The sequence below is a fragment of the Psychrobacter sp. DAB_AL43B genome, from assembly GCF_900168255.1.
Classification (GTDB): Bacteria; Pseudomonadota; Gammaproteobacteria; order Pseudomonadales; family Moraxellaceae; genus Psychrobacter.
Window position 1 is genome coordinate 914622 of record NZ_LT799838.1, and the last position, 21122, is coordinate 935743.

Annotated in this window: 18 protein-coding genes, 2 tRNA genes and 1 pseudogene; 13 read left to right on the forward strand and 8 right to left on the reverse strand. The window is 42.8% G+C overall.

What is annotated here, in order from left to right; genetic code table 11:
• Positions 1-89 precede the first annotated feature (89 nt).
• The 4 genes from DABAL43B_RS03955 to ruvB all read left to right on the forward strand — a co-directional run bounded on the left by DABAL43B_RS03955 (position 90) and on the right by ruvB (position 3821).
• Positions 90-476, forward strand: a complete 387-nt coding sequence (locus DABAL43B_RS03955; RefSeq protein WP_079691163.1) for a hypothetical protein — start codon at positions 90-92, stop codon at positions 474-476.
• Between the two features lie 443 nt (positions 477-919).
• Positions 920-1957 (forward strand): class II fructose-bisphosphate aldolase, encoded by a 1038-nt coding sequence (gene fba, locus DABAL43B_RS03960; RefSeq protein WP_079691164.1) that lies wholly within the window; start codon positions 920-922, stop codon positions 1955-1957.
• An 85-nt stretch (positions 1958-2042) separates the two neighbouring features.
• Positions 2043-2666: a Holliday junction branch migration protein RuvA gene (gene ruvA, locus DABAL43B_RS03965; RefSeq protein ID WP_079691165.1), complete on the forward strand. Its 624-nt coding sequence runs from the start codon at positions 2043-2045 to the stop codon at positions 2664-2666.
• Positions 2667-2840: 174 nt separating this feature from the next.
• On the forward strand, positions 2841-3821 hold the full coding sequence (ruvB, locus tag DABAL43B_RS03970; protein WP_079693028.1) for a Holliday junction branch migration DNA helicase RuvB: 981 nt from the start codon (positions 2841-2843) through the stop codon (positions 3819-3821).
• Positions 3822-3921: 100 nt separating this feature from the next.
• On the opposite strand, the gene DABAL43B_RS03975 is transcribed toward ruvB, so the two are convergent.
• The 5 genes from DABAL43B_RS03975 to DABAL43B_RS03995 form a co-directional block, all read right to left on the reverse strand.
• Entirely contained in the window at positions 3922-5352 is a 1431-nt protein-coding gene (locus tag DABAL43B_RS03975; protein ID WP_079691166.1) for an FAD-binding oxidoreductase, read from the reverse strand.
• A 175-nt stretch (positions 5353-5527) separates the two neighbouring features.
• Positions 5528-7186 carry an ABC1 kinase family protein gene (locus DABAL43B_RS03980; RefSeq protein ID WP_079691167.1) on the reverse strand — a complete coding sequence of 553 codons (1659 nt, stop codon included), beginning with the start codon at positions 7184-7186 and terminating at the stop codon, positions 5528-5530.
• A 164-nt stretch (positions 7187-7350) separates the two neighbouring features.
• Positions 7351-8070 (reverse strand): SCP2 domain-containing protein, encoded by a 720-nt coding sequence (locus tag DABAL43B_RS03985; protein WP_079691168.1) that lies wholly within the window; start codon positions 8068-8070, stop codon positions 7351-7353.
• Between the two features lie 156 nt (positions 8071-8226).
• On the reverse strand, positions 8227-9354 hold the full coding sequence (gene ubiE / locus DABAL43B_RS03990; protein WP_079691169.1) for a bifunctional demethylmenaquinone methyltransferase/2-methoxy-6-polyprenyl-1,4-benzoquinol methylase UbiE: 1128 nt from the start codon (positions 9352-9354) through the stop codon (positions 8227-8229).
• Positions 9355-9445: 91 nt separating this feature from the next.
• Positions 9446-10156: an FFLEELY motif protein gene (locus DABAL43B_RS03995; RefSeq protein ID WP_079691170.1), complete on the reverse strand. Its 711-nt coding sequence runs from the start codon at positions 10154-10156 to the stop codon at positions 9446-9448.
• A 307-nt stretch (positions 10157-10463) separates the two neighbouring features.
• Here DABAL43B_RS03995 and DABAL43B_RS04000 point away from each other — a divergent pair, with 307 nt between their 5' ends.
• Positions 10464-12149 (forward strand): ATPase, encoded by a 1686-nt coding sequence (locus DABAL43B_RS04000; RefSeq protein ID WP_079691171.1) that lies wholly within the window; start codon positions 10464-10466, stop codon positions 12147-12149.
• 168 nt (positions 12150-12317) lie between these two features.
• Here DABAL43B_RS04000 and DABAL43B_RS04005 read toward each other — a convergent pair whose 3' ends face one another.
• Positions 12318-12548, reverse strand: a complete 231-nt coding sequence (locus DABAL43B_RS04005; protein WP_079691172.1) for a hypothetical protein — start codon at positions 12546-12548, stop codon at positions 12318-12320.
• 266 nt (positions 12549-12814) lie between these two features.
• On the opposite strand from DABAL43B_RS04005, the gene DABAL43B_RS04010 reads away from it, so the two are divergent.
• Positions 12815-14422 carry an inorganic phosphate transporter gene (locus DABAL43B_RS04010; protein WP_079691173.1) on the forward strand — a complete coding sequence of 536 codons (1608 nt, stop codon included), beginning with the start codon at positions 12815-12817 and terminating at the stop codon, positions 14420-14422.
• A 120-nt stretch (positions 14423-14542) separates the two neighbouring features.
• Here DABAL43B_RS04010 and DABAL43B_RS04015 read toward each other — a convergent pair whose 3' ends face one another.
• Entirely contained in the window at positions 14543-16180 is a 1638-nt protein-coding gene (locus tag DABAL43B_RS04015; protein ID WP_079691174.1) for an aminotransferase class I/II-fold pyridoxal phosphate-dependent enzyme, read from the reverse strand.
• 428 nt (positions 16181-16608) lie between these two features.
• On the opposite strand from DABAL43B_RS04015, the gene msrB reads away from it, so the two are divergent.
• The 4 genes from msrB (at position 16609) to DABAL43B_RS04035 (ending at position 18194) form a co-directional block, all read left to right on the forward strand.
• Positions 16609-17034, forward strand: coding sequence for a peptide-methionine (R)-S-oxide reductase MsrB (gene msrB, locus DABAL43B_RS04020; RefSeq protein WP_079691175.1), 426 nt, complete (start codon positions 16609-16611; stop codon positions 17032-17034).
• A gap of 148 nt (positions 17035-17182) precedes the next feature.
• Complete coding sequence (locus DABAL43B_RS04025) at positions 17183-17674, forward strand: glutathione peroxidase (protein WP_079691176.1); 492 nt, start codon at positions 17183-17185, stop codon at positions 17672-17674.
• Between the two features lie 312 nt (positions 17675-17986).
• Positions 17987-18062: transfer RNA gene (locus DABAL43B_RS04030), tRNA-Val, on the forward strand.
• A 55-nt stretch (positions 18063-18117) separates the two neighbouring features.
• A tRNA-Asp gene (locus DABAL43B_RS04035) sits at positions 18118-18194 on the forward strand.
• Positions 18195-18818: 624 nt separating this feature from the next.
• Here the strand turns inward: DABAL43B_RS04035 and DABAL43B_RS04040 are convergent.
• Positions 18819-19247, reverse strand: a complete 429-nt coding sequence (locus DABAL43B_RS04040) for an EamA family transporter (RefSeq protein ID WP_145952490.1) — start codon at positions 19245-19247, stop codon at positions 18819-18821.
• Here DABAL43B_RS04040 and DABAL43B_RS04045 point away from each other — a divergent pair.
• The 3 genes and pseudogenes from DABAL43B_RS04045 to DABAL43B_RS04055 form a co-directional block, all read left to right on the forward strand.
• A pseudogene (locus tag DABAL43B_RS04045) lies at positions 19202-19597 on the forward strand (STAS domain-containing protein); the annotation flags it as partial. The gene DABAL43B_RS04040 and the pseudogene DABAL43B_RS04045 overlap by 46 nt on opposite strands.
• 43 nt (positions 19598-19640) lie before the next feature.
• On the forward strand, positions 19641-20501 hold the full coding sequence (locus DABAL43B_RS04050) for a universal stress protein (protein WP_079691179.1): 861 nt from the start codon (positions 19641-19643) through the stop codon (positions 20499-20501).
• Between the two features lie 75 nt (positions 20502-20576).
• Positions 20577-20912 carry a GlpM family protein gene (locus DABAL43B_RS04055; RefSeq protein ID WP_079691180.1) on the forward strand — a complete coding sequence of 112 codons (336 nt, stop codon included), beginning with the start codon at positions 20577-20579 and terminating at the stop codon, positions 20910-20912.
• Positions 20913-21122: the final 210 nt, after the last annotated feature.

The following is a 21122-nucleotide window of genomic DNA, read 5'->3' on the forward strand; positions in this document are numbered from 1 at the left end:
ACTGAAAATTGTTATTGCATGTCTAATTTGCACTCTATAAAATAGCGCAAACCATGTATCTGGCATGCTTTATTTATGAGGGATTTATTATGTTAAAACGTCATTTATTACTTGCTAGCGTTCTTGCTGGTACTTTTGCAATCACTGCATGTAGCCAAGAAACACAAGATAAAACTGCCGCTGCAGCCGACTCTGCTGGTGAAGATGCTGCTGCCAACACGGAAGAAGCCGCTGCTAAAACTGAAGCTGCTGCTGCTGAAGCGGAAGTTGCTGCTCAAGAAGCTGGTGCTAATGCTGCAGACAACGCTGAAACCGCTGGTGCTAATGCTGCAAACGCGCTAGAAAATACTGGTGAAGCCGTTGTGGTAGGCGCAAATGAAGCCGTTGCCAATACTGCTGAAGTGGTTGCCGATGGCGCAACGGCTGTCGCCGATAAAGCCAGTGAAAACGCAGTAGAAGCAGAGCAACAATACTAAGAAAAATAAAGCTAACTCTATTAATATAGAATTAATGGGTAAATCATTAGCTTATTAGTTGCTTTACAAGCCCTAAAAAAATGGAAAAAGCTTTGGTGATTGCCAAGGCTTTTTTTATTGATAAAAATAATCGGCAGCCTTTATAAAAAGTAAGTTATTACTGGTAGCAAACGAGATCGATAGCTTAATTATGCAAACAAGCTAGAAAAACCAAGCAGGCAAACAAATAGTCGGCTAAGCGCTACGAAGCGGCGGTAATTTTTGCTATAATCACGGCGTAATAATGACGAGCAAAAAACAGTGCTTTTTGCTGGCTTATAATGGAATATCTATTACAAAGCTGGGTTGCAGGGCAAGTATTATTGCAGCGTCGTATTGTTAAAAATGATTTCTTAATATCATCTTCAAAATACCATTTTTAAAACATAACCAGAGAGCGTTTTATGGCCTTAATATCGTTACGTCAACTTTTGGATCATGCTGCTGAACACGGCTATGGTGTTCCTGCTTATAATGTCAATAATTTAGAGCAGATGCGTGCCATCATGATAGCGGCTGACGCCTGTGATTCTCCTGTGATCGTACAAGCCAGCGCCGGAGCGCGTAGTTATGCAGGCTCGGCATTTTTGCGTCACTTGATTATTGCTGCTATTGAAGAGTGGCCGCATATTCCAGTCGTGATGCACCAAGATCACGGTATGTCACCTGCTATTTGTCAGCGCTCAATTCAGCTTGGCTTTTCATCAGTGATGATGGACGGCTCGCTTGGTGAAGATGGCAAAACGCCAATGGATTATGATTACAACGCCAGCGTCACGCGTGAAGTGGTCAAAATGGCTCATGCTTGCGGTGTTTCAGTAGAAGGCGAGATTGGTTGCTTGGGCAGTCTTGAGACTGGTATGGCAGGCGAAGAGGATGGTTCTGGCGCAGAAGGGGTTCTGGATCATGAGCAGCTATTGACCAGCGCTGACGAAGCCGAGCAGTTCGTTAAAGACACCAACGTTGATGCGCTTGCCATTGCCATCGGTACCAGTCACGGTGCTTATAAATTTACCCGTCCACCGACAGGCGATATTTTATCGATTGAGCGTGTAAAAGAGATTCATGCTCGTATTCCTAATACGCATCTGGTCATGCATGGCTCATCATCAGTGCCGCAAGAGTGGTTAAAAATTATCAATGAAAATGGTGGTAATATTGGCGAAACTTATGGTGTGCCCGTTGAGCAAATCGTTGAAGCGATTAAGCATGGCGTCCGTAAAGTAAATATCGATACTGATTTACGTTTGGCATCAACAGGCGCTATCCGTAAATTCCTTGCAGAAAATCCTAGCGAGTTTGATCCACGCAAATATTTCAAAGCGTCTATGGTAGCAATGTCAGATATCTGTACCAATCGTTTTGAAGCTTTTGGCTCTGCTGGTCAAGCGCATAAGATTCGCCCTATTAGCCTCGAAGGTATGGTCGATTTTTATCAGTAAGCTTGACTGATAAAAGACAGCACTCAATAACGAGATGGCAGCTCATTTCATTTTTTATAATAGCGCTTATGAGAGGTAGTGGATTATGATTGGATTGATTACTGGACAGGTGCAGTATTTAATGGCACCAACTGCCTGTGTCATGACCACATCTGGCGTCGGCTATGATATTGAGCTGCCACTGCCATCATTTTGCCAGTTGCAACTGAATCAGCAAGCAAGTATCTGGACGCACTTTCATGTTCGTGAAGATGCACAGCTGCTGTTTGGTTTCATCGATCGTAAAGAGCGTGATGTTTTTCGGCAATTGATTAAAATTAATGGTGTTGGTGCCAAAATGGCATTGGCAATGCTGTCTGCAATGTCAGCAGCTGAGCTAAAAATGCACGTTGAGCAAGACTCGGAAACGGCACTCATGCGCATTCCTGGTATTGGTAAAAAGACGGCTCAGCGTTTATTAATTGAGCTAAAAGACAAGCTAAAAAATATCGAAGTTGATGACAGTAATTTAGAGTTTATCTCTCAATCAGCGCCAGTTTCTCACGAGGGCAGTATTATCGCTGAGGTGGAAGGCGCTCTGGTGAGCTTGGGCTACAAAGAAAAAGAAGCTCAGCAAGCCATTAAGGCGGCGAAGAGTAATGGCGAGACGTTTGCAGATACGCAAAGCTTATTAAAAGCCACATTGCAGCAGTTTCAGAGTTTTAAATAGCGGTGCTTTTACGTGAATAATGATTATTAAAAATAAGCGACATTAGGTGTCGCTTATTTTCGTTTTGGCGCGTACTTTATGATGTTTTGCATGACTTATGCGTAGCGTTTGGTTATGCTATTTATTACCCAGCCTTTTAAAAATAATGATTTAAATATAATGATAAAACCTATGATGCAAGATCGTTTGATTAATCCGCTAGAAGGAGCAGCTGATGCTCCTGATGCCAATATTCGACCAGCATTATTGGCTGAATATATCGGTCAGCCAGTGGTACGTGAGCAGATGGAAGTTTTTATTGCCGCGGCACGTGCGCGTGATGAAGCGTTAGATCATACGCTAATCTTTGGTCCGCCAGGCTTGGGCAAAACCACCCTTGCCAATATTATCGCTCGTGAGATGGGTGGTAATCTACGCTCAACGTCAGGGCCTGTATTAGAGCGTGCAGGCGACTTAGCGGCCATGCTGACCAATTTAGAAGCTGGTGATGTGTTATTTATCGATGAGATTCACCGTTTAAGTCCTGTCATTGAAGAAATACTTTATCCAGCGATGGAGGATTTTCAGCTGGATATTATGATTGGTGAAGGACCTGCCGCACGTTCTATTAAACTTGATTTGCCACCATTTACGTTAGTTGCAGCGACTACGCGAGCAGGATTATTAACGTCACCTTTACGCGATCGCTTTGGTATCGTGCAGCGGCTTGAGTTTTATAACATTGCTGACCTTACAACGATTGTGAGCCGTGCAGCTCGGCTGATGCGGGTGCCGATGAGTGAGGACGGTGCGGTTGAGATTGCTCGCCGTGCTCGTGGTACGCCACGAATTGCCAACCGTTTACTACGCCGTGTGCGCGATTATGCTCAAGTCAGAGGCGATGGTAGTATCAATGGTGCGATTGCGGGCAGTGCGCTGGACATGCTAGCAGTTGATAGACGCGGCCTTGATCATTTAGATAGGCGCTATATCGAGATATTACACGAGCGTTTTGACGGTGGTCCTGCTGGGGTTGAAGCAGTGGCAGCGGCGATGGCTGAGGATCGCGGAACGTTAGAAGACGTCATTGAGCCTTATCTTATCCAGCAAGGCTATGTACTACGGACCGCACGCGGTCGTGTATTGACACAGATGGCGATTGATCAAATGGTATAGTATTAAAATCAGAAATATCAAATCATAAGCCCAAAAGTGCACCTACATTTAATTCTTTAATTAAACGCAGGTGCACTTTTTTTTGTTAATCATTATATGGCTACGATTTTATAGGTAAAGGCTGAGGCCATATTTTACCGGGATTGAGGATATTTTTAGGGTCAAGTGCTGACTTAATAGCCTGCATCATCGCGATGGCATTGCCATGCTCTTGATCCATATATTTTTGTTTGCCTTGACCGATTCCATGCTCGCCGGTACAAGTACCATCCATCGCAATCGCGCGCATAGCAAGGCGATCGATAATGCCGTCAGCAGTAGCCACCTCTGCTGGATCATCTGTATTAACCAATAATAAAACATGAAAATTGCCATCACCAACATGACCGACGATAGGTCCAATCATACCGGACGCTTCGATATCTTTTGCCGTCTCACTAACGCATTCCGCTAAGCGTGAAATGGGTACACAGGCATCAGTCGATAAAGCACTGGCTTCAGGTCGTAGGGCGGAGCTAGCATGATAAGCATTATGCCGCGCTTGCCAGAGACGTTTACGCTCGGCTTCATTGGTATCCCAAACAAAATCAGTACCACCAAACTCTTCGATGATCTCGGTAAACATTTGCGCTTGTTCGCGAACGCCAGCTTCTGTGCCATGGAACTCCACAAACAATGTCGGCGTCTCTGTTAAATCAAGATTGGCGTATTGATTACAAGCTTTGATTTGCATGGCGTCCAGTAGCTCAATACGTGCAATAGGCAAGCACATTTGAATGGTCAGCATGACTGCCTGACAAGCATCCTCAATCGTTGGAAAATGACAAATGCCACTGCCAATGCATTCGCTTATACCAAATAATTTAAGCGTCACTTCTGTAACGATACCGAGCGTACCCTCTGAGCCTATCATTAGCCGCGTTAAGTCATAACCGGCGGCGGATTTTTTGGCACGTGTGCCTGTTCGAACAATCTCTCCACTTGCTGTGACGACTTCAAGCGCGAGCACCACATCTTTCATAGTGCCATAACGTACGGCATTAGTTCCTGACGCACGCGTGGCAACCATGCCACCGATACTAGCATTGGCACCAGGATCTATGGGAAAAAATAACCCCGTATCACGTAAATAATGGTTCAATTGCTCACGCGTGACGCCAGGTTGTACGGTCACTGTCAGGTCTTCATTATTGACCTGCAATATTGCATCCATCGCATGCATATCGATACACAGTCCGCCATAAGGAGCATTCAATTGACCTTCTAAAGAAGAGCCAATACCAAAGGCAATCACCGGCATCTGGTATTGATTGCAAATCTCTACGGCCGCTGCTACCTCGTGTTTATCCTGTACGGTTAGTACCGCATCAGGCGGCTGATTGGCTAACCAAGTCATCGTATGGCCATGCTGCTCGCGTACCGTAGCATTGGTACTGAGCTGTTTACCGAAGCGAGTTTGCAGGACCGCAATAGCAGCACTATGATCTGGTTTAACAGTGTTTTCAAGGTGAGAAGCGGGTAAAGATGACATGGTCGATTCCTACATATAAAGCGGGTTCTAAACTGAATGGACGAGACATAAAATAAAGCTAAGCGCCAGCTACCTTTATATTTTTTCAAAGGATAATTAAAGTTAGTGAGCGCTTGTTTAACGAACGTTTGAATTGATGATGATTAATAGCATTTAGCAAATAGCATTCAGCGGTCTAGGCTAGGATACGCCAAACGACGACTAAAATAGCCAATAGATAAAAGACAGGTGCAAACCAACCGACTTGTGTTGCAATCGCAATGAAAATAGCGAAACCCGACAGCGCCAACCAATCGCGGCGACGGTCGTTGAGCATATCGGCACGAATCTGCTGTATTTCACGCAATTGACTGTCTTGGCGTGACCCTTGTGAGGCGAGACTTTGCAGTCCTTGGTCTAGCAGCTTAGGGATATCAGTCGTCGACAGTAATATCTCTGGCAATTGCTGGCGTAGCTGTTGTAAATTACGCATCGGATCTAATTGTTCTTTAATCCAGCTGCTTAAAATTGGCTTAGCAAGTGACCAAATATCAAGATCAGGATATAAGTCGCGACCGAGTCCTTCAACATGTACCAAGGTTTTAAGCAGTAGCATTAATTGCGGTGGGATACTCATATGATGGCGGCGGGCGATATCCAAAATTTGCATCAAAACGCCAGCAAAATCGATATCGTTAATGGACTTTTGCAACATCGGACCGACAGTGCGGCTCATATCACGCATCAACGCATGCTTATCGGCACTTGGCGGTATCCAGCCAGCTCGGCTGACGATATCAACCATCGCCGTAAAGTTATTATTCATCACCGCCAATAGCATCCGCGCTACGATGAGCTGATCGTCCTTTGATAAGGTGCCCATGATGGCACAATCAAGACCGATATAGCGTGGCTCATGACCCAAATCAATCGCAGGCATATTTGCATGGATGGTTTTAACGGGTGGTGTCTCTACGAAGACGTTACCCGGATGCATATCAGCGTGGAAAAAGTTATCACGAAATACTTGGGTGAAAAATATGGTTAAGCCTTTTTCTGCTAGTGCGGCTCGGTCATAGCCCAGCTGATCAAACACCTCAACCTGCGAGATGGGTACGCCTTGAATACGCTCCATGACCATAACGTTTTTGGCAGCGTCATAAACTTCAGGTACATACATCAATGCAGAACCTAAGAAGTTGTTGCGCATTTGGGTGGTATTGTCTGATTCAAGGGTCAAATCTAACTCATTGAGCATCACTTGCCGATAGTCTTCGACAATATCGATGATATGTATGGCACGCGCCGCTTCGATACGAGCTGATGCCCAGTCAGCCAATTCACGCAGTAGCTCAAAGTCTGCAATAATGGTAGTCCGAATGTCAGGACGAACTACTTTGACCACCACTTCACGCCCGTCATGCAGGGCGGCGGTATGTACTTGGGCAATAGAAGCTGCTGCTAAAGGTTTTACATCAAAGCGCGCAAATAAAGTACCAATAGATTGACCGAGACCGTGTTTAGGGTCTTGGATTTGAGCAATGGCGATATCAGAGTCAAAAGATTTAACTTTATCTTGCAGCTGAACCAACTGCTCAATAATCTCAGGCGATACTAAGTCACGACGCGTAGAGAGTAATTGCCCAAGCTTTAAAAAAAGCGTACCCATATCTTCAAGGGCATATTTAATCGCATTGGGCTGGTGCTTTTTACCCCAAGCTGCTGGATGCATACGGATTAAACGCGCTAAAGGTTGTAGCTGCGGTGCCTCTTCGACAGACAGGTGCGTGTCAATACGATAGGTGGCGGCAATACGCCAAAGCTCAAGTAAACGGGCGCGATGAGATAATAGCATGGGCAAAATTACTCTAGATAAAGTCGAAAATAGGGTAGGCGCTGTGACTGTTTATACTGCGATTATGTATGCTGCACAAAAACCATCACAGCAGCACTGTCTTACTTTTAAAGTAAGTCGTTATAGATTAAGCCACTATAGATAATGTCTGATTAATAACACTTTTATCTATGGTTGTTTAAACGCGCCTGCTCGTCTTTGATAGCTGCCAGTCTGGCTTCTTCACGTTCGACATCCGCCCGTAGCTTTAATAGTTGCTGCTTAAGGTCATTCATCTCTGCTGTCTGCATAGGGTCAGAGTCAATATTACCCGCTACATCATTGGCCCAGTCGCTGACATCGTTAAAAGCGCGTTTGGCACTATGCCGCCAGCCGCTTTTGAGCTGTGATATGAGCAGATGCAACTGACTGGCCATCGGCTTACCAATAAAGGGTTCTAGCTGTCCGGCCACATCGGGATCAAATCCTGCTACCAGTTGTTTAAGCTGCATCAGCACTTTGTAATCACCAGCGATAGGCAGGTTACCGTCAGTGCCGCGCATTAGGTTGAGCAGCTGGGCTGGATTATCAACGGTGATGACACAGTCTGGGCGACTATGCCCAATCCGCGCTTTATCCATATTGGCTTTTTGACGCTGATCAGTATGATCGTTGCTTTTAGAAGCGTTTTTAAAATTGCTTTCAAAAACGCTTTCGGTCGTTACCGGCTCAAAACGCAAACGCTCATCAGTAAATAGCACATCCAAACTCACATCCGGTGCACCCATATTTAGTCGTAATACTTTGCCAGCAAGCGGTGCAAGACCAGCTTTGGTAATCTCATCGCTAGCAATAGCGATATTAATCAGCTTTTCGGCACCAGCCAAAAGTAAGACAGTCAGCATAAGGCTCTCACATATTTAGTTGAGCGCCTTAAAAAAAGCGCATCGTTTATCAGGGTCAGTTGTTACGACTGATGAGTATTAGCAATTTTTATCGTCACGATTTTTATCATGAAAATTTTCATCGTTAAGCTTTTTTATTGCTACGACTTTTTATCGCTATGCTTTAAATCCGCGATGTACGGCGACGATACCAGCGGTCAGGTTATGATAATCACAATTTTCAAAGCCCGCTTGTTGCATCATTTGTTTTAGCGTCTGCTGATCAGGGTGCATACGAATCGACTCAGCCAAATACTTATAGCTCTCAGCATCATTGGCAATCAGCTTGCCCATAATCGGCAAGGCAGTAAATGAATATAAGTCATAGGCTTTAGATAATGGCTCAAATACTGGTTTTGAGAATTCCAAAATCAATAGACGACCGCCCGGCTTAAGTACACGATACATGGCTTTTAAAGCAGCATCTTTGTCCGTGACATTACGCAAACCAAAACTAATGGTGACCAAATCAAAGCTTTCATCGTCAAAGGGCGCTAAAGTTTCAGCGTTGGCCAATACGAAATCGACATTGTTACAGCCGGCATTGATGAGGCGCTCACGACCGACTTCTAGCATGGCAGCATTGATGTCTGATAATACAACGTGACCGTTTTTGCCCACTTCACGGCTAAAGACTTTCGCCAAATCACCCGTACCGCCAGCGATATCAAGCACATGCTGACCGGCACGAACGCCCGATAAGCTAATTGCATAACGTTTCCACAGACGATGGATACCAAATGACATTAAGTCATTCATGATGTCGTATTTTTTGGCGACTGAAGTAAAGACGTCGGCGACACGTGCCTGTTTTTCTGCTTTATTGACAGTCTTATAACCAAAATGCGTTTCTTCATTACCATCAGTATCAGCTGTATGTGGGTTATTGATATCATCACGCTGATTAAAGACCGTTTGTTTTGCTGGTTGTGCGTCGGTTTTTGCTGAGGCGTTCGAAGCGTTATTTAGATTGGCATTTGCTGTACTGGTATTTTGCATAGTCGTTTGTTGGCCTTGTGGCGTTCCTGTTGGTAAATCTTGAACTTGCGTGAAGTCATTATTGTTAACATTGTCACTGCTGTTTTGTGCATTGGCTTGTAGCAATGGATTTGTACCAGTATTTTGACGTGCTTTTACTTGAGCGGTGATATCTTGATTATCGGTAATGCTATCACTGACCAATTTATCCTGTAAGTGACCGTTGGTAGTAGTATTGACATTAGCATTAGGTTTTTGATCAGTCATTGCATTGTCCTATTATTGGTTTTTATGCTTGTTTTTTGGCCATGTTTATTCATATAAAGTGTGCCGTTAGCCACTTATACGATAAATCCTATCATACACCAAACGTTGCTGGCTTACCGCCATTATCCGTGGCATGAACTTCATCAATAATTTGTAGCTCACGCTCACAAAACGGTTCGATAAAGCTGCTCACACTACTGAGTGGCTTCATCGCTTTAAAGCCTGCATCAATAAAGTCGTAAAGCGGTTGATAACCATGACGATAAGCTGCACCTTTTGCTATTGCAAAGGCTTTTTTTAGCATAAATGAGTTGAGATGCTTATCGGTGCGATAACAGACTTCTTTAAGATTATTAATTTGGACTCGGCGCTCATTGGCTTCATCGACAGCGCGGTAAGCGGTGAGCATATTTTCTTCATTGACCGGTAGGTCTTGAGCAAGTAACCATTGAGCCAAATGCAAATCGAGCTCAATCGCCAATATAGAGGCTTGAATACCCATGCTTCCTGCTTCTAAAGCCGACTCTTTGGCAAGGCGTTCAAGTTTTTTAGCCTTAGGAAGAATACGACCCAATTGTTCTGCTAATATTTTGAATTCATCGCCACCGTAGAGCTGGGTCAAAAAGTAATCTGCCATCGGTTTGTTTTTTGGTTGTTCAAATAGCGCGCTATGCGTCTGCTTGATACGTGCTTGTTGCCATGATTGCACCTCTTTGAGCTTGGTGTTTAATGCGGCATCGTTATGATGTGGCAGCGCCCAGAAACGGTTCAAGTGCTGTTGTAGATTGGCTAAAGCAGACATGGCAGGTAATCCTATAAAAGTAGAAATATTAATCAAATTGATAATAAATAAGTTAAGTGGTGTTGAGTTTTTATGCTTATGGGTAGCTATTAAAACATGCTCGCAAGATTTTGTTCACCTTAAAAGAAAATAAAGCAGAATACAAATGCCAAACTGTTACATAGCGCTCTTATCTAGTTCTGTTACTTCGTCCTGTTATCTTGCTCTGTTACATAGCCGCGTTATTTACTGAATGGACTCAGTGCTATGATTAAATCAATTCGTTATTTTAACCTCATTATTTAATAACGCTATAGCGAGCACAGACATGAGCAAAAAAAATGATAAGACTGAAGCAGACGCGCCACAAGCAGTGAGCGCCCCATTTAGTAAAGAAGTCGTTGAGCAGCGCTTAACACCCAATCCTTTAAGTCAGTTTTTTATGGATAAGGATGCGCTTCGACTGGCATTGGTCACCGCCCAGTTCGCCCTACGAGCGACGCGACAACAAACACCGCCAACCACCAATAAACCAATGGGGCTATTGGTGCTGGTCAACGGTATGGAGCAGGCAGGCAAAGGAACCGCCGTCACGCAGCTACGGCAGTGGGTAGATCCGCGTCTACTCAAGGTTGAGGCGATCATCGGTGATTGCCCATTAGATCATCAGCCGATTTGGCAAGCGCATACCAAAGCCATGCCGCGCTACGGTGATGTGATGATTTATTTTGGCAACTGGTATGCCGATTTGCTATATAACGTGATGCGTATGGCACATTCAGATAGCAAAAATAATGAGAAATTGATAAAAAATAAAAAGTGTGCCGATGCTGATATAGATACGGATATAAATACTAAGGCGTTACCCATTGGTAAGTGGCAAGATTATTTGCAGCAACAGCTGATTGAGCTGCAAGCCTTTGAGCAAGATCTTGCTGCGAATCATACTAAGCTGCTGAAGTGCTGGTTTCATGTAGATATCGAAACCTTGCAGGCAAGGCTAAACGATGATGAGACAGACCCACGTTTTTTGTATCAGATTGATTGGCATAGCGCGGCAGTAGTGACGCAGTTTAATGAGGTAGCCGCTACCTTATTACGCCAGCAAGGTGATTGGATCATTATTGATGGTGCTGATAAATCAAAAGCCGCCATGCATTTTTGTCATGAAGTCTTACATGCTATGCAAATGGCATTGGCGAGCAGTGAAGCAGAAAGCAGTGAAGTAGAGAAAAATCATAGTGATACACCAAAGTTTGAGCCTGTTAAGTTTGAGAATGTAAAGCCACCTAAATTATTGACGGAAATAGCCGATTCAGATATAGATAAATCAGACTATCATCAACAACTTGAAGCCAAGCAAGTAAAGCTCGCTGAATTACTACGCGCGCGTAAGGGCCGTCATGTGGTGTTTGCTTTTGAGGGTATGGATGCCGCTGGCAAGGGCGGCGCTATTAAAAGGCTGGTGGCGCCACTCGATCCACGTGAATATCAAATTTATAATATTAGCGCGCCCATGTTGTATGAGCTACAGCATCCTTATTTATGGCGCTTTTGGACCAAACTCCCAAACGAGCAAACAGACCGTATCAGTCGTATCGCTATCTTTGATCGTACGTGGTATGGACGTGTATTGGTTGAACGTATTGAAGGCTTTGCCACTGATGAGGAGTGGCAGCGCGCTTACGATGAAATCAATCGTTTTGAGGCAGACTTGGCAGCGTCAGGTACCTTGGTCATCAAATACTGGCTGGCTATCGATAAACAAGAGCAACTCAAACGTTTTGAAGCGCGTGAAGAGACACCGCATAAACAGTTTAAATTAACGGACGATGATTGGCGTAATCGTGAGAACTGGTCAGATTACGTACAATCTGCTGCTGATATGCTGGCACGTACTGATACCAAAAGTGCCCCTTGGTGTGTTATTGCGACTAACGACAAGCGTCAAGCGCGTCTGGACGTTTTAGACCATGCTATTGAGCAGCTCTCAGCGGTACTCTCTACTCGCTAAGGCTCTGATATTTACTGCGCTCGCTCATGCCCATAGTAGTTGTGGACTAGTTATAAAGCGGATATCGAGGCTGATTAATAATTAAAATATAACAACACTCTTTGACTAAATGAGCAGATTTTTCGAGCCACAGATGTACAGTTACAAATCTTGTAATATCATCATGCATTATGCGTCTATATTTAATATAATAGGCGCGTAATGAGCGCTGCTATCTATTAAAATAGCTTGGTCGCTTGACTGTTTATTCTTTAATATCAATTTATCTTTTAATATCAATGTTTTTTTCATGACAATCAAATTTACCACAACAACACTATCACTATAAATACCTAAGCCGCAAGATGCTCTAATCGGACGATTTGGCAATATCCCTTGCGGCTTTATAGTATTTTGCATGATGGGTTTTTATCTTATGTTTTTGTCGTGTTCAAACCAAAGCATGGTCAAACCAAAGTGTATTTTAAGCAACCTATAAAATCGCCAAGGTAATGTATTAATAGCGTATTTAAAAAAAGCAATTCAAAACCGTATAGTAAAGAACCACGTTGCGCGCACGCTATCATAGTTTTGGATGGTAAAAAACATTCCATCATCCATTAATAGCATCGCAATGTCATCAATCGCATATAATTTCAATCAGCTTACGCAGGACGTATCGACGTATGGGTATTAGCAGCAGCTCTACAGGATCAACTAAAGCAGTCGGTTCTATGAGAATTAATCTATTTTTTGGCATTTTACTTATTGCGATGACCAGCTACTTTTTGTGGTGGGGTCTAGATTACACCATGCATCAGCAGACGACGCTATTTATTGTCGCCACTGCTTTTGGTGTCTTTATGGCATTCAATATTGGTGGTAATGATGTCGCCAATTCCTTTGGTACCTCAGTGGGTGCAGGGACGTTAACGATCCCTCAAGCGCTCGGTATAGCAGCGATATTTGAAGTGTCGGGCGCCGTGCTGGCAGGCGGTGAAGTGACCGACACCATTCGCAGCGGCATTGTCGATTTAGATGGTCTATCGGTAACACCCAACCAGTTCATTTATGTCATGCTTTCAGCTTTGATTGCTGCCGCATTTTGGCTGTTGTTTGCCACTAAAAAAGGCCTGCCGGTTTCGACCACTCATGCCATTATCGGCGGCGTGGTTGGTAGCTCCATTGTATTGGGTATCACCTTAGGTGGTACTGAAATGGCGTTATCTACAGTGAATTGGGGCACGATTGGCACTATCGCTATCTCTTGGGTGATATCACCGCTACTAGGCGGCATATTTTCTTATCTTTTATATGGGCAGATTAAGAAAAATATCATTGAGTATAATGATAAAACAGAGGCGCATATTGCGACTCTAAAAGATAATAAAAAGACTCTAAAACACAATCATAAAGAGTATTTGGACGGTCTGACAGAATCAGAACAACTGGCTTATACTTCAGCGATGTTACGTGATCAAGAAATTTATAAAGATGATGATTGCGTCGTTGAAGATTTAGAGACCGATTATTACAAAGAGCTTTATGAGATTGAGAACGAGCGCAGCAACCTTGATACCCTAAAAGCACTTAAAAAATGGGTACCTATTATTGCGGCTGCAGGCGGCGCGGTCATGGCCTCTTTGGTCATTTTTAAAGGTCTGAAGAACGTCAATAATGGTATGACGACGCTGCAAGGCTTTTTAATCATGGGGATGATATCGGCACTAGTGTGGCTTGCGACCTTTATTTATACCAAAAGTATCCGTGGCAAGCATAAAGAAGACTTGACCAAAGCCACGTTTATTATGTTTAGCTGGATGCAAGTATTTACCGCGTCAGCTTTTGCCTTTAGTCATGGCTCAAACGATATTGCCAATGCTGTTGGTCCTTTTGCAGCGATTATGGATGTTATCCGTACCAATAGCATTGCCACAGAAGCCGCAGTACCTCCAGCAGTGATGCTAACTTTTGGTGTTGCTCTTATCGTTGGTCTTTGGTTCATCGGTAAAGAAGTGATTCAAACTGTCGGTACGAACTTAGCAAAAATGCATCCAGCTTCTGGTTTCTCAGCTGAATTGGCTGCTGCTGCTGTGGTCATGGGCGCTTCAACCATGGGTCTGCCAGTATCGAGTACGCATACGTTAGTAGGAGCAGTACTTGGCATTGGTATTGTGAATAGAGATACCAACTGGGCGCTGATGAAGCCTATCGGTTTAGCATGGATTATTACCCTTCCTGCGGCCGCTGCGATGTCTGCAATCAGTTATATCGTGTTGATAAACATCTTTTAAAACTAAAACTTATAGTATTTTAAGTTTCAGTTGCTTATAAAAACGTCAGATATAAAAAACGCTTATCGATATCATATCGGTAAGCGTTTTTTATAGACAGTAATGTATGTAAAAGTTAAATCAATCGGTACCAAATTGCTTACGCTTTTTAGCAAAGAAGCGGTCTAAGCGATCCATGGCGTCTTCTAAGTCGTGTAAGTTGGGTAAAAACACCAAGCGGAAATGGTCATGTTTGTCCCAGTTAAACCCTGTTCCTTGTACCATCAATACGTTTTCTTCCAACAATAAATCCATCATAAACTGCATGTCATTTTCGATAGGGTAAATCTCAGGATCCATCTTTGGAAAGCAGTAAAACGCGCCTTGTGGCATGGTGCAAGAAATACCTTTAATCGCATTAAGGCGGGTAACTGCCAACTCGCGCTGCTTGTATAAACGACCTTTTGTAGAGGTTAAATCCTTCATACTTTGATAGCCGCCCATGGCTGTCTGAATCGCATATTGCCCTTGGACGTTAGAGCACAGACGCATAGAGGCGAGCATATCCAAACCTTCGATAAAGTCAGTGGCATGTTCTTTGCGACCTGAAACCATCATCCAACCTGCGCGAAAGCCTGCGATGCGATGCGACTTTGACAGACCATTATATGACAAGACCAGCACTTCATCGGTCAAGGTACTCATCGGCGTATGTTCCATATCATCATAAAGAATACGGTCATAAATCTCATCGGCCATAATAATTAAATTATGCTCTTTTGCGACCTCGATGATTTGCAGTAGCACTTCATCACTATAAAGTGAGCCGGTTGGATTATTGGGGTTAATAACCACAATGCCTTTAGTTTTGCTAGTGATTTTGGATTTGATGTCTTCAATATCAGGATGCCAGTTATCTTCTTCATTACAACGATAATGTACCGCTGTACCGCCTGCTAGATTGGCAGCTGCCGTCCAAAGCGGGTAGTCTGGCATTGGGACCAGCACTTCATCGCCATCGTTCATCAGCGCCTGCATGGTCATGACAATGAGCTCAGAAACCCCGTTACCTAGATACACATCACGGACATCAACCGCGGATAGAAGTCCCTTTGATTGGTAGTATTGCAGGACGGCTTTACGCGCTGAAAAAATCCCTTGCGAATCTGAGTAGCCCGTTGCTTCTGGCAGATTCATCGCCACATCACGCAAAATCTCATGCGGCGCTTCTAAGCCAAAAGGGGCAGGGTTGCCAATATTAAGCTTGAGGATGCGTTTGCCTTCAGCTTCCATTTTATTGGCAGTTTGTAAGAGAGGACCACGAATGTCGTAGCAGACGTTTTGTAATTTATCGGATTTTTTTATGGCATTCATAGAGTGACCACTCATAAGATTGTTTGATGAATTTGTGCGGGGAGTAGAGGAGATTGTTTGTTGATGTTGACTGTCGCCGCTATTTTTCTCGCCTGAGGCAACGTCTTCATTGGTATTGTCAGACTGCATAAGATCGCTTGAATCTACATCGTTATTGATGTCACTTTGAAGCTCACCACGCAATAGATAGCCTTCGCTACAGCCTAAAATACGCGCTAGTGTGGGTAACTTGGATGACACAATACCATTCGTTCCACGTTCCCAATTAGAGATAGCGCCGCGACTGACCTTTGCGCCAGCGGCAGTCATCGCTTGTGCTAATTGCTCGGCAGTCATCCCTTTGTCACGGCGTAGCTGTACCAGTCGTTCAGCTTGTGTATCCTTGCTTTTATCATCAGCTATCATCATGTAAGCCTTTTTTATGCAATGAGTTTGTAATAAATAGCGTATTAAAGAAAAAATATCAAAGTGATAAGTTTTTAATTTATAACTAATGCAAGATATTATTGCATAACTAATTTTAATGCAAGTTTTTTCTTAATCTATAATAATCGTTAATGCAAGATTATCTTGCATTAAAGTTGATGTTTCTTAAAATTACATCTTTACTCATGGATGATTCAAGATAATTTGTTATATTTCACCTATCTCTACTGTTTTAAATCTTTATGCTATCAATTGATATGGTTGGCATTCTTGTAATGAATGTCTTGAATAATAAAGCACCAACCAACAGATAAAGCCTATCGTTTTTATAAAAATAAGACGATAAAGCATCGATAGAAAATGACTCACAGTAGATTAGACAATAAATCATTCAATAAGGATAGGTTATGCAAGACAATCAACTGAGCAAAGAAGAAATCAGCCAATTGACAGAAGCTGATTGGAAAGAGCGCCTGAGTGCTGACGAGTATCATGTGATGCGCGAGAAGGGCACAGAGCGTCCACATACTGGTGTTTATAACGATATCAATGATAAAGGGATATATAACTGTAAAGGTTGTGGCGCAAAATTATTCGATTCAAGCAGCAAGTTTGATGCTAGTTGCGGCTGGCCAAGTTTCGATCAAGGTATCGATAGTAGTGCTATCGATGAACATGTCGATGACTCATTGGGTATGCGCCGTACGGAAGTCACTTGTAGCAACTGCGGTGCGCATTTAGGTCATGTGTTCCCTGATGGTCCACGTGAGACGACTGGCATGCGCTATTGCATCAACTCAGTGTCTATTGATTTAGATAAAACTGAAGAATAGCTTAAAAAATAGCGAGTTTGTCGTTAAGATAAAGTTAGAAAATAATAGGGGATCGTATAATGTTCCCCTGTTACTCATTAAATTAATTAAAAATACTGTGCGATTCTAAATAGAATATACCAATAATAAATTTATTTAAGGATAAATAATGAGCACTATTTACGACTTTAACGCTGAGCGTATGGACGCTACCTCGCAACCATTCTCTGATTATGAAGGTAAGGTACTATTGATCGTCAACACCGCAAGCAAATGTGGATTTACCCCGCAATTTGAAGGTTTAGAGGCGATGTATCAGCAATATAAAGATCAAGGGTTAGTAGTCATCGGTTTTCCTTGTAATCAATTCGGCAGCCAAGATCCCGGTAGTAATGATGAGATTGGTGCGTTTTGTCAAAAAAATTATGGCGTTAGCTTTCCGATGATGGCAAAGGTTGATGTTAATGGTAAAGACGCCCATCCGATTTTTGAATGGCTAAAGAAGCAAAAGGGCGGGCTGCTCACAGATGGTATTAAATGGAATTTCACCAAGTTTTTAATCGATAGTAAAGGGCAGGTAATCGACCGCTATGCACCAACAACCAAACCTGATGCCATAAAAACTGATGTAGAAGCGACATTGGTAGCCGTCAGTGTATAAATAGTCAATATTTAGTATGGCTGATAAAAATATAAAATCAATTAAAACAACTGCTTGTCAGAATAATGAGTAATAATTTAAAAAATAGCCTATAAAAAGGAAAATACTATTTGACAGCCATGTGTAAATCTATATAATACACACCCACAGCAAGGGGCTTTAAAGAGCTTTGAGTTGTTAGAATTCTCAGTAAGAGATTTCGATTATTAATTAAAGAGTGACATCTTTAGTTAATAAAGCTTTAGAAAATTTTATTTAAAGAATTTTCTCTTGCGAAGCTAAAATTGCATTGCAAGTTTTTAACGCTTCTCAGGGTGATTAGCTCAGTTGGTAGAGCGTCTGCCTTACACGCAGAATGTCGGCGGTTCGAATCCGTCATCACCCACCACTCTTTTAGCGAAGTGGGCTCTATTTATAAGGGCAAAACGCTAAAAACGACCTAAGCAGCGGTAGTTCAGTTGGTTAGAATACCGGCCTGTCACGCCGGGGGTCGCGGGTTCGAGTCCCGTCCGCTGCGCCATATTTAAAACGAATTTAAACTCTCGAGTTTAAGCAAGTTTCGCCTCAAACATTAGATTGTTTGAGGTTTTTTTGTGTCTATTGATTTATATAACTATTTGATTTTTATGGTTTTTATATTTCATCTCTACTTTCTCATTAGAAGCAGCTTACTATTTATTATCATATCTAAAATAAATTCATGTGGGAAAAGTCTACTTTCTAAAAATCGGTGACCAAGTGCTCAGTGACCAAACGTTGACCATTTTGTGACCAAGGTTGTTAAAAGTCGGGACTGAAGACGATCTCGTTTAATAACGTTTATACGGTAGATTGTTGTTTAAGAGTTGGAACAGCAATCGGCACCTTATAAAACTTAGTATAACCTTCAATCGATTTGCCAGCGGTTAAACTATCAGGTAGCCCATCCTTCATGTTTTGATCAGTGTAGATAACGACACAGCTAACATCAAGCACATATTCCGCTTAAGAAGTATGAAAAATGCGTTCGTCAGCTGATAATAACCGTTTTTAAACAGCTATATATGAACTCAATAATAGCAATTGAATATATCGCTTAGTAACTCTGTATTGTTAAGGTTGCCGCTATTAATCGCAGAATGCTGGAAGTTGAAATAATCTCTATTTATACAGAAAACTTTTTCGCACCTACCACGCAAACGACTGCTCCTAATGTGCTGATCAACATGCCAATACTAACCATCTCATGCAGCAACAATGCCGCCAGCATTAAACCCATGAAAGGTTGCATCAGTTGCAGTTGGCCGACGGCGGCAATACCGCCTAAAGCCAAACCACGATAACAGAACAGAAATCCGATAAACATACTAAATACAGCAATATAAATTAAGCTTGCCCAAGCAGCAAAACTTACTTCTTCCAAAGATTTCGGCCAGGTTAACCACATCAGCGGTAACATAATAGGTAGAGACAACACTAAAGCCCAACTGATTACTTGCCAACTACCGAGCTCCTGTGACAATCGTGCACCTTCAGCGCAACCGAGACCACAAGCTACGACAGCGCCGAACAATTGGGGCGCTGTTATCAGCATTATTCTTTGCCAATAAGATTGAGCGTTATATGAGTATTGAGACACAGCTAGATGAATCAGTACAAACGCGCTATTATCAGGTAAAAGGATAAGTGTTTTTAACATCTGCAGAGCGCCTGATAGAATCCTTTGATATTAAAGAGAGAGTCGCTAAAGTAGTTATTGAGGCCTCTGACGCGCGCTTTTGGGACGTGACGGCAGTCGCAGCTATTGACAAGATTATTATCAAGTTTCGCCGTGAAGGTACTGAAGTTGAGCTCCTCGGTCTGAATGAAGCCAGTCAAGCGCTGGTAGAAAAATTCGGCGTTCATGACAAATCGGATGCCACTAATAGCTTAGGCACTCATTGATAAGCTTACCCATTCAATAATAAAAAATACTAAGGATAAAATAATGACAACACAACAGCATATTCTAGCTTGTATTGATGGTTCGGCAGTGACAGAATCCGTGTGTGATTATGCCGCATGGTATGCCAGTCGCTTGGGCTTACCGGTTGCCTTATTAAATGTGATCGACGTACCAGCGTCGACAAGACGGGATTTGTCAGGGGCGATAGGTATCAATAGTCGCCAGGTTTTATTAGAAGAATTAACCCAGTTAGATGAACAAAGAGCCAAAGTGGTTAACAGTTATAGCACCGCCTTGGTCCAAGACGCAAAAAGCTATATTGAAAGTCACTTCGATGTAGACGTCGGTACCTATCAACGTCATGGCAAGCTATTACCTGCTATTGAACATTTTCACACCCAAAATCGCGCCATCGTAATGGGACGGCGTGGAGAAGATCATAAAGGCAGTCGAATCAATATTGGCAGCCAAATCGAAACGGTTGCGCGCGCGTCCAGCATACCTATCCTAATTTGTTCAGAAGCATTTACCACGCCTACCTCGTATATGATTGCCTTTGATGCCAGTAAAATAGCCATTACCGCTACACAAATGGTTGCTAGAAGTTATTTACTCAAAGGGTTGCAAGGTCATATCGTGATGGTCGGTCATCATGATGAATTGTCTAAACAAAGCTTAGCGGCAGCAGTTGCGGAGCTCATGTCTGCAGGTTTTATGATTAAGGCGCATCACTTACCTGAGACAGATGCCGTTGATGGATTATTGACCTTTCAAGCAGACAATAATATCGATATCATCGTGATTGGTGCTTATGGACGTTCTAAATGGCAGCAGCTATTTTTAGGTAGTACAACAACCGAGATTATTGCCAGTACGCTCTCACCAGTTATTTTAGTGCGCTAGAGGGTAACGTGCATAATAATAGCTATTACTATTACTATTACTATTATTAAAGGTATGAAAGGAAATTAACTGACCATGATTTGGCTAAAAATGCTCATTGGCGCGTTGATGGTATTAGTCATTCAACTATTTGCCCAAACCCGATTTTTTTATTTGGCGGCGCTTGCACCACTATTTCCAACCTTTACTCTAATCAGTCATTTCTTAGTCGGTACACAGCGTAGTACCGCAGATTTAAAAGTAGCGCTGGTTTTCAGTATGCTTGGCGTCATACCGCATTTCATTTATACGCTTTTGGTGTTTTTCACTTTTAGCCATATTGGCTTGTATAAAGCATTATTATTAGGTGTGGTAGGTTGGCTGCTGGCCGCTGCCATTTTGGTATTGGCATGGCAGCAGTACCAGATTTAGAGAGTTATCTTCAAGCTATCTAAATTTGAGTCCTAGCACTATTGCTTACGGCTATCCAAGCTGGACGAGAACGTCTTCAGATATCACTGAGTATGATGTTTTATAGGCATTGCCAAATCGAATAAAACATACTCATTCTGATATTACGAGAAAGGTGATATCTGATGTCAGATCCACAAACATTAGCTTAGAAAACAGAGGGTCAACTAA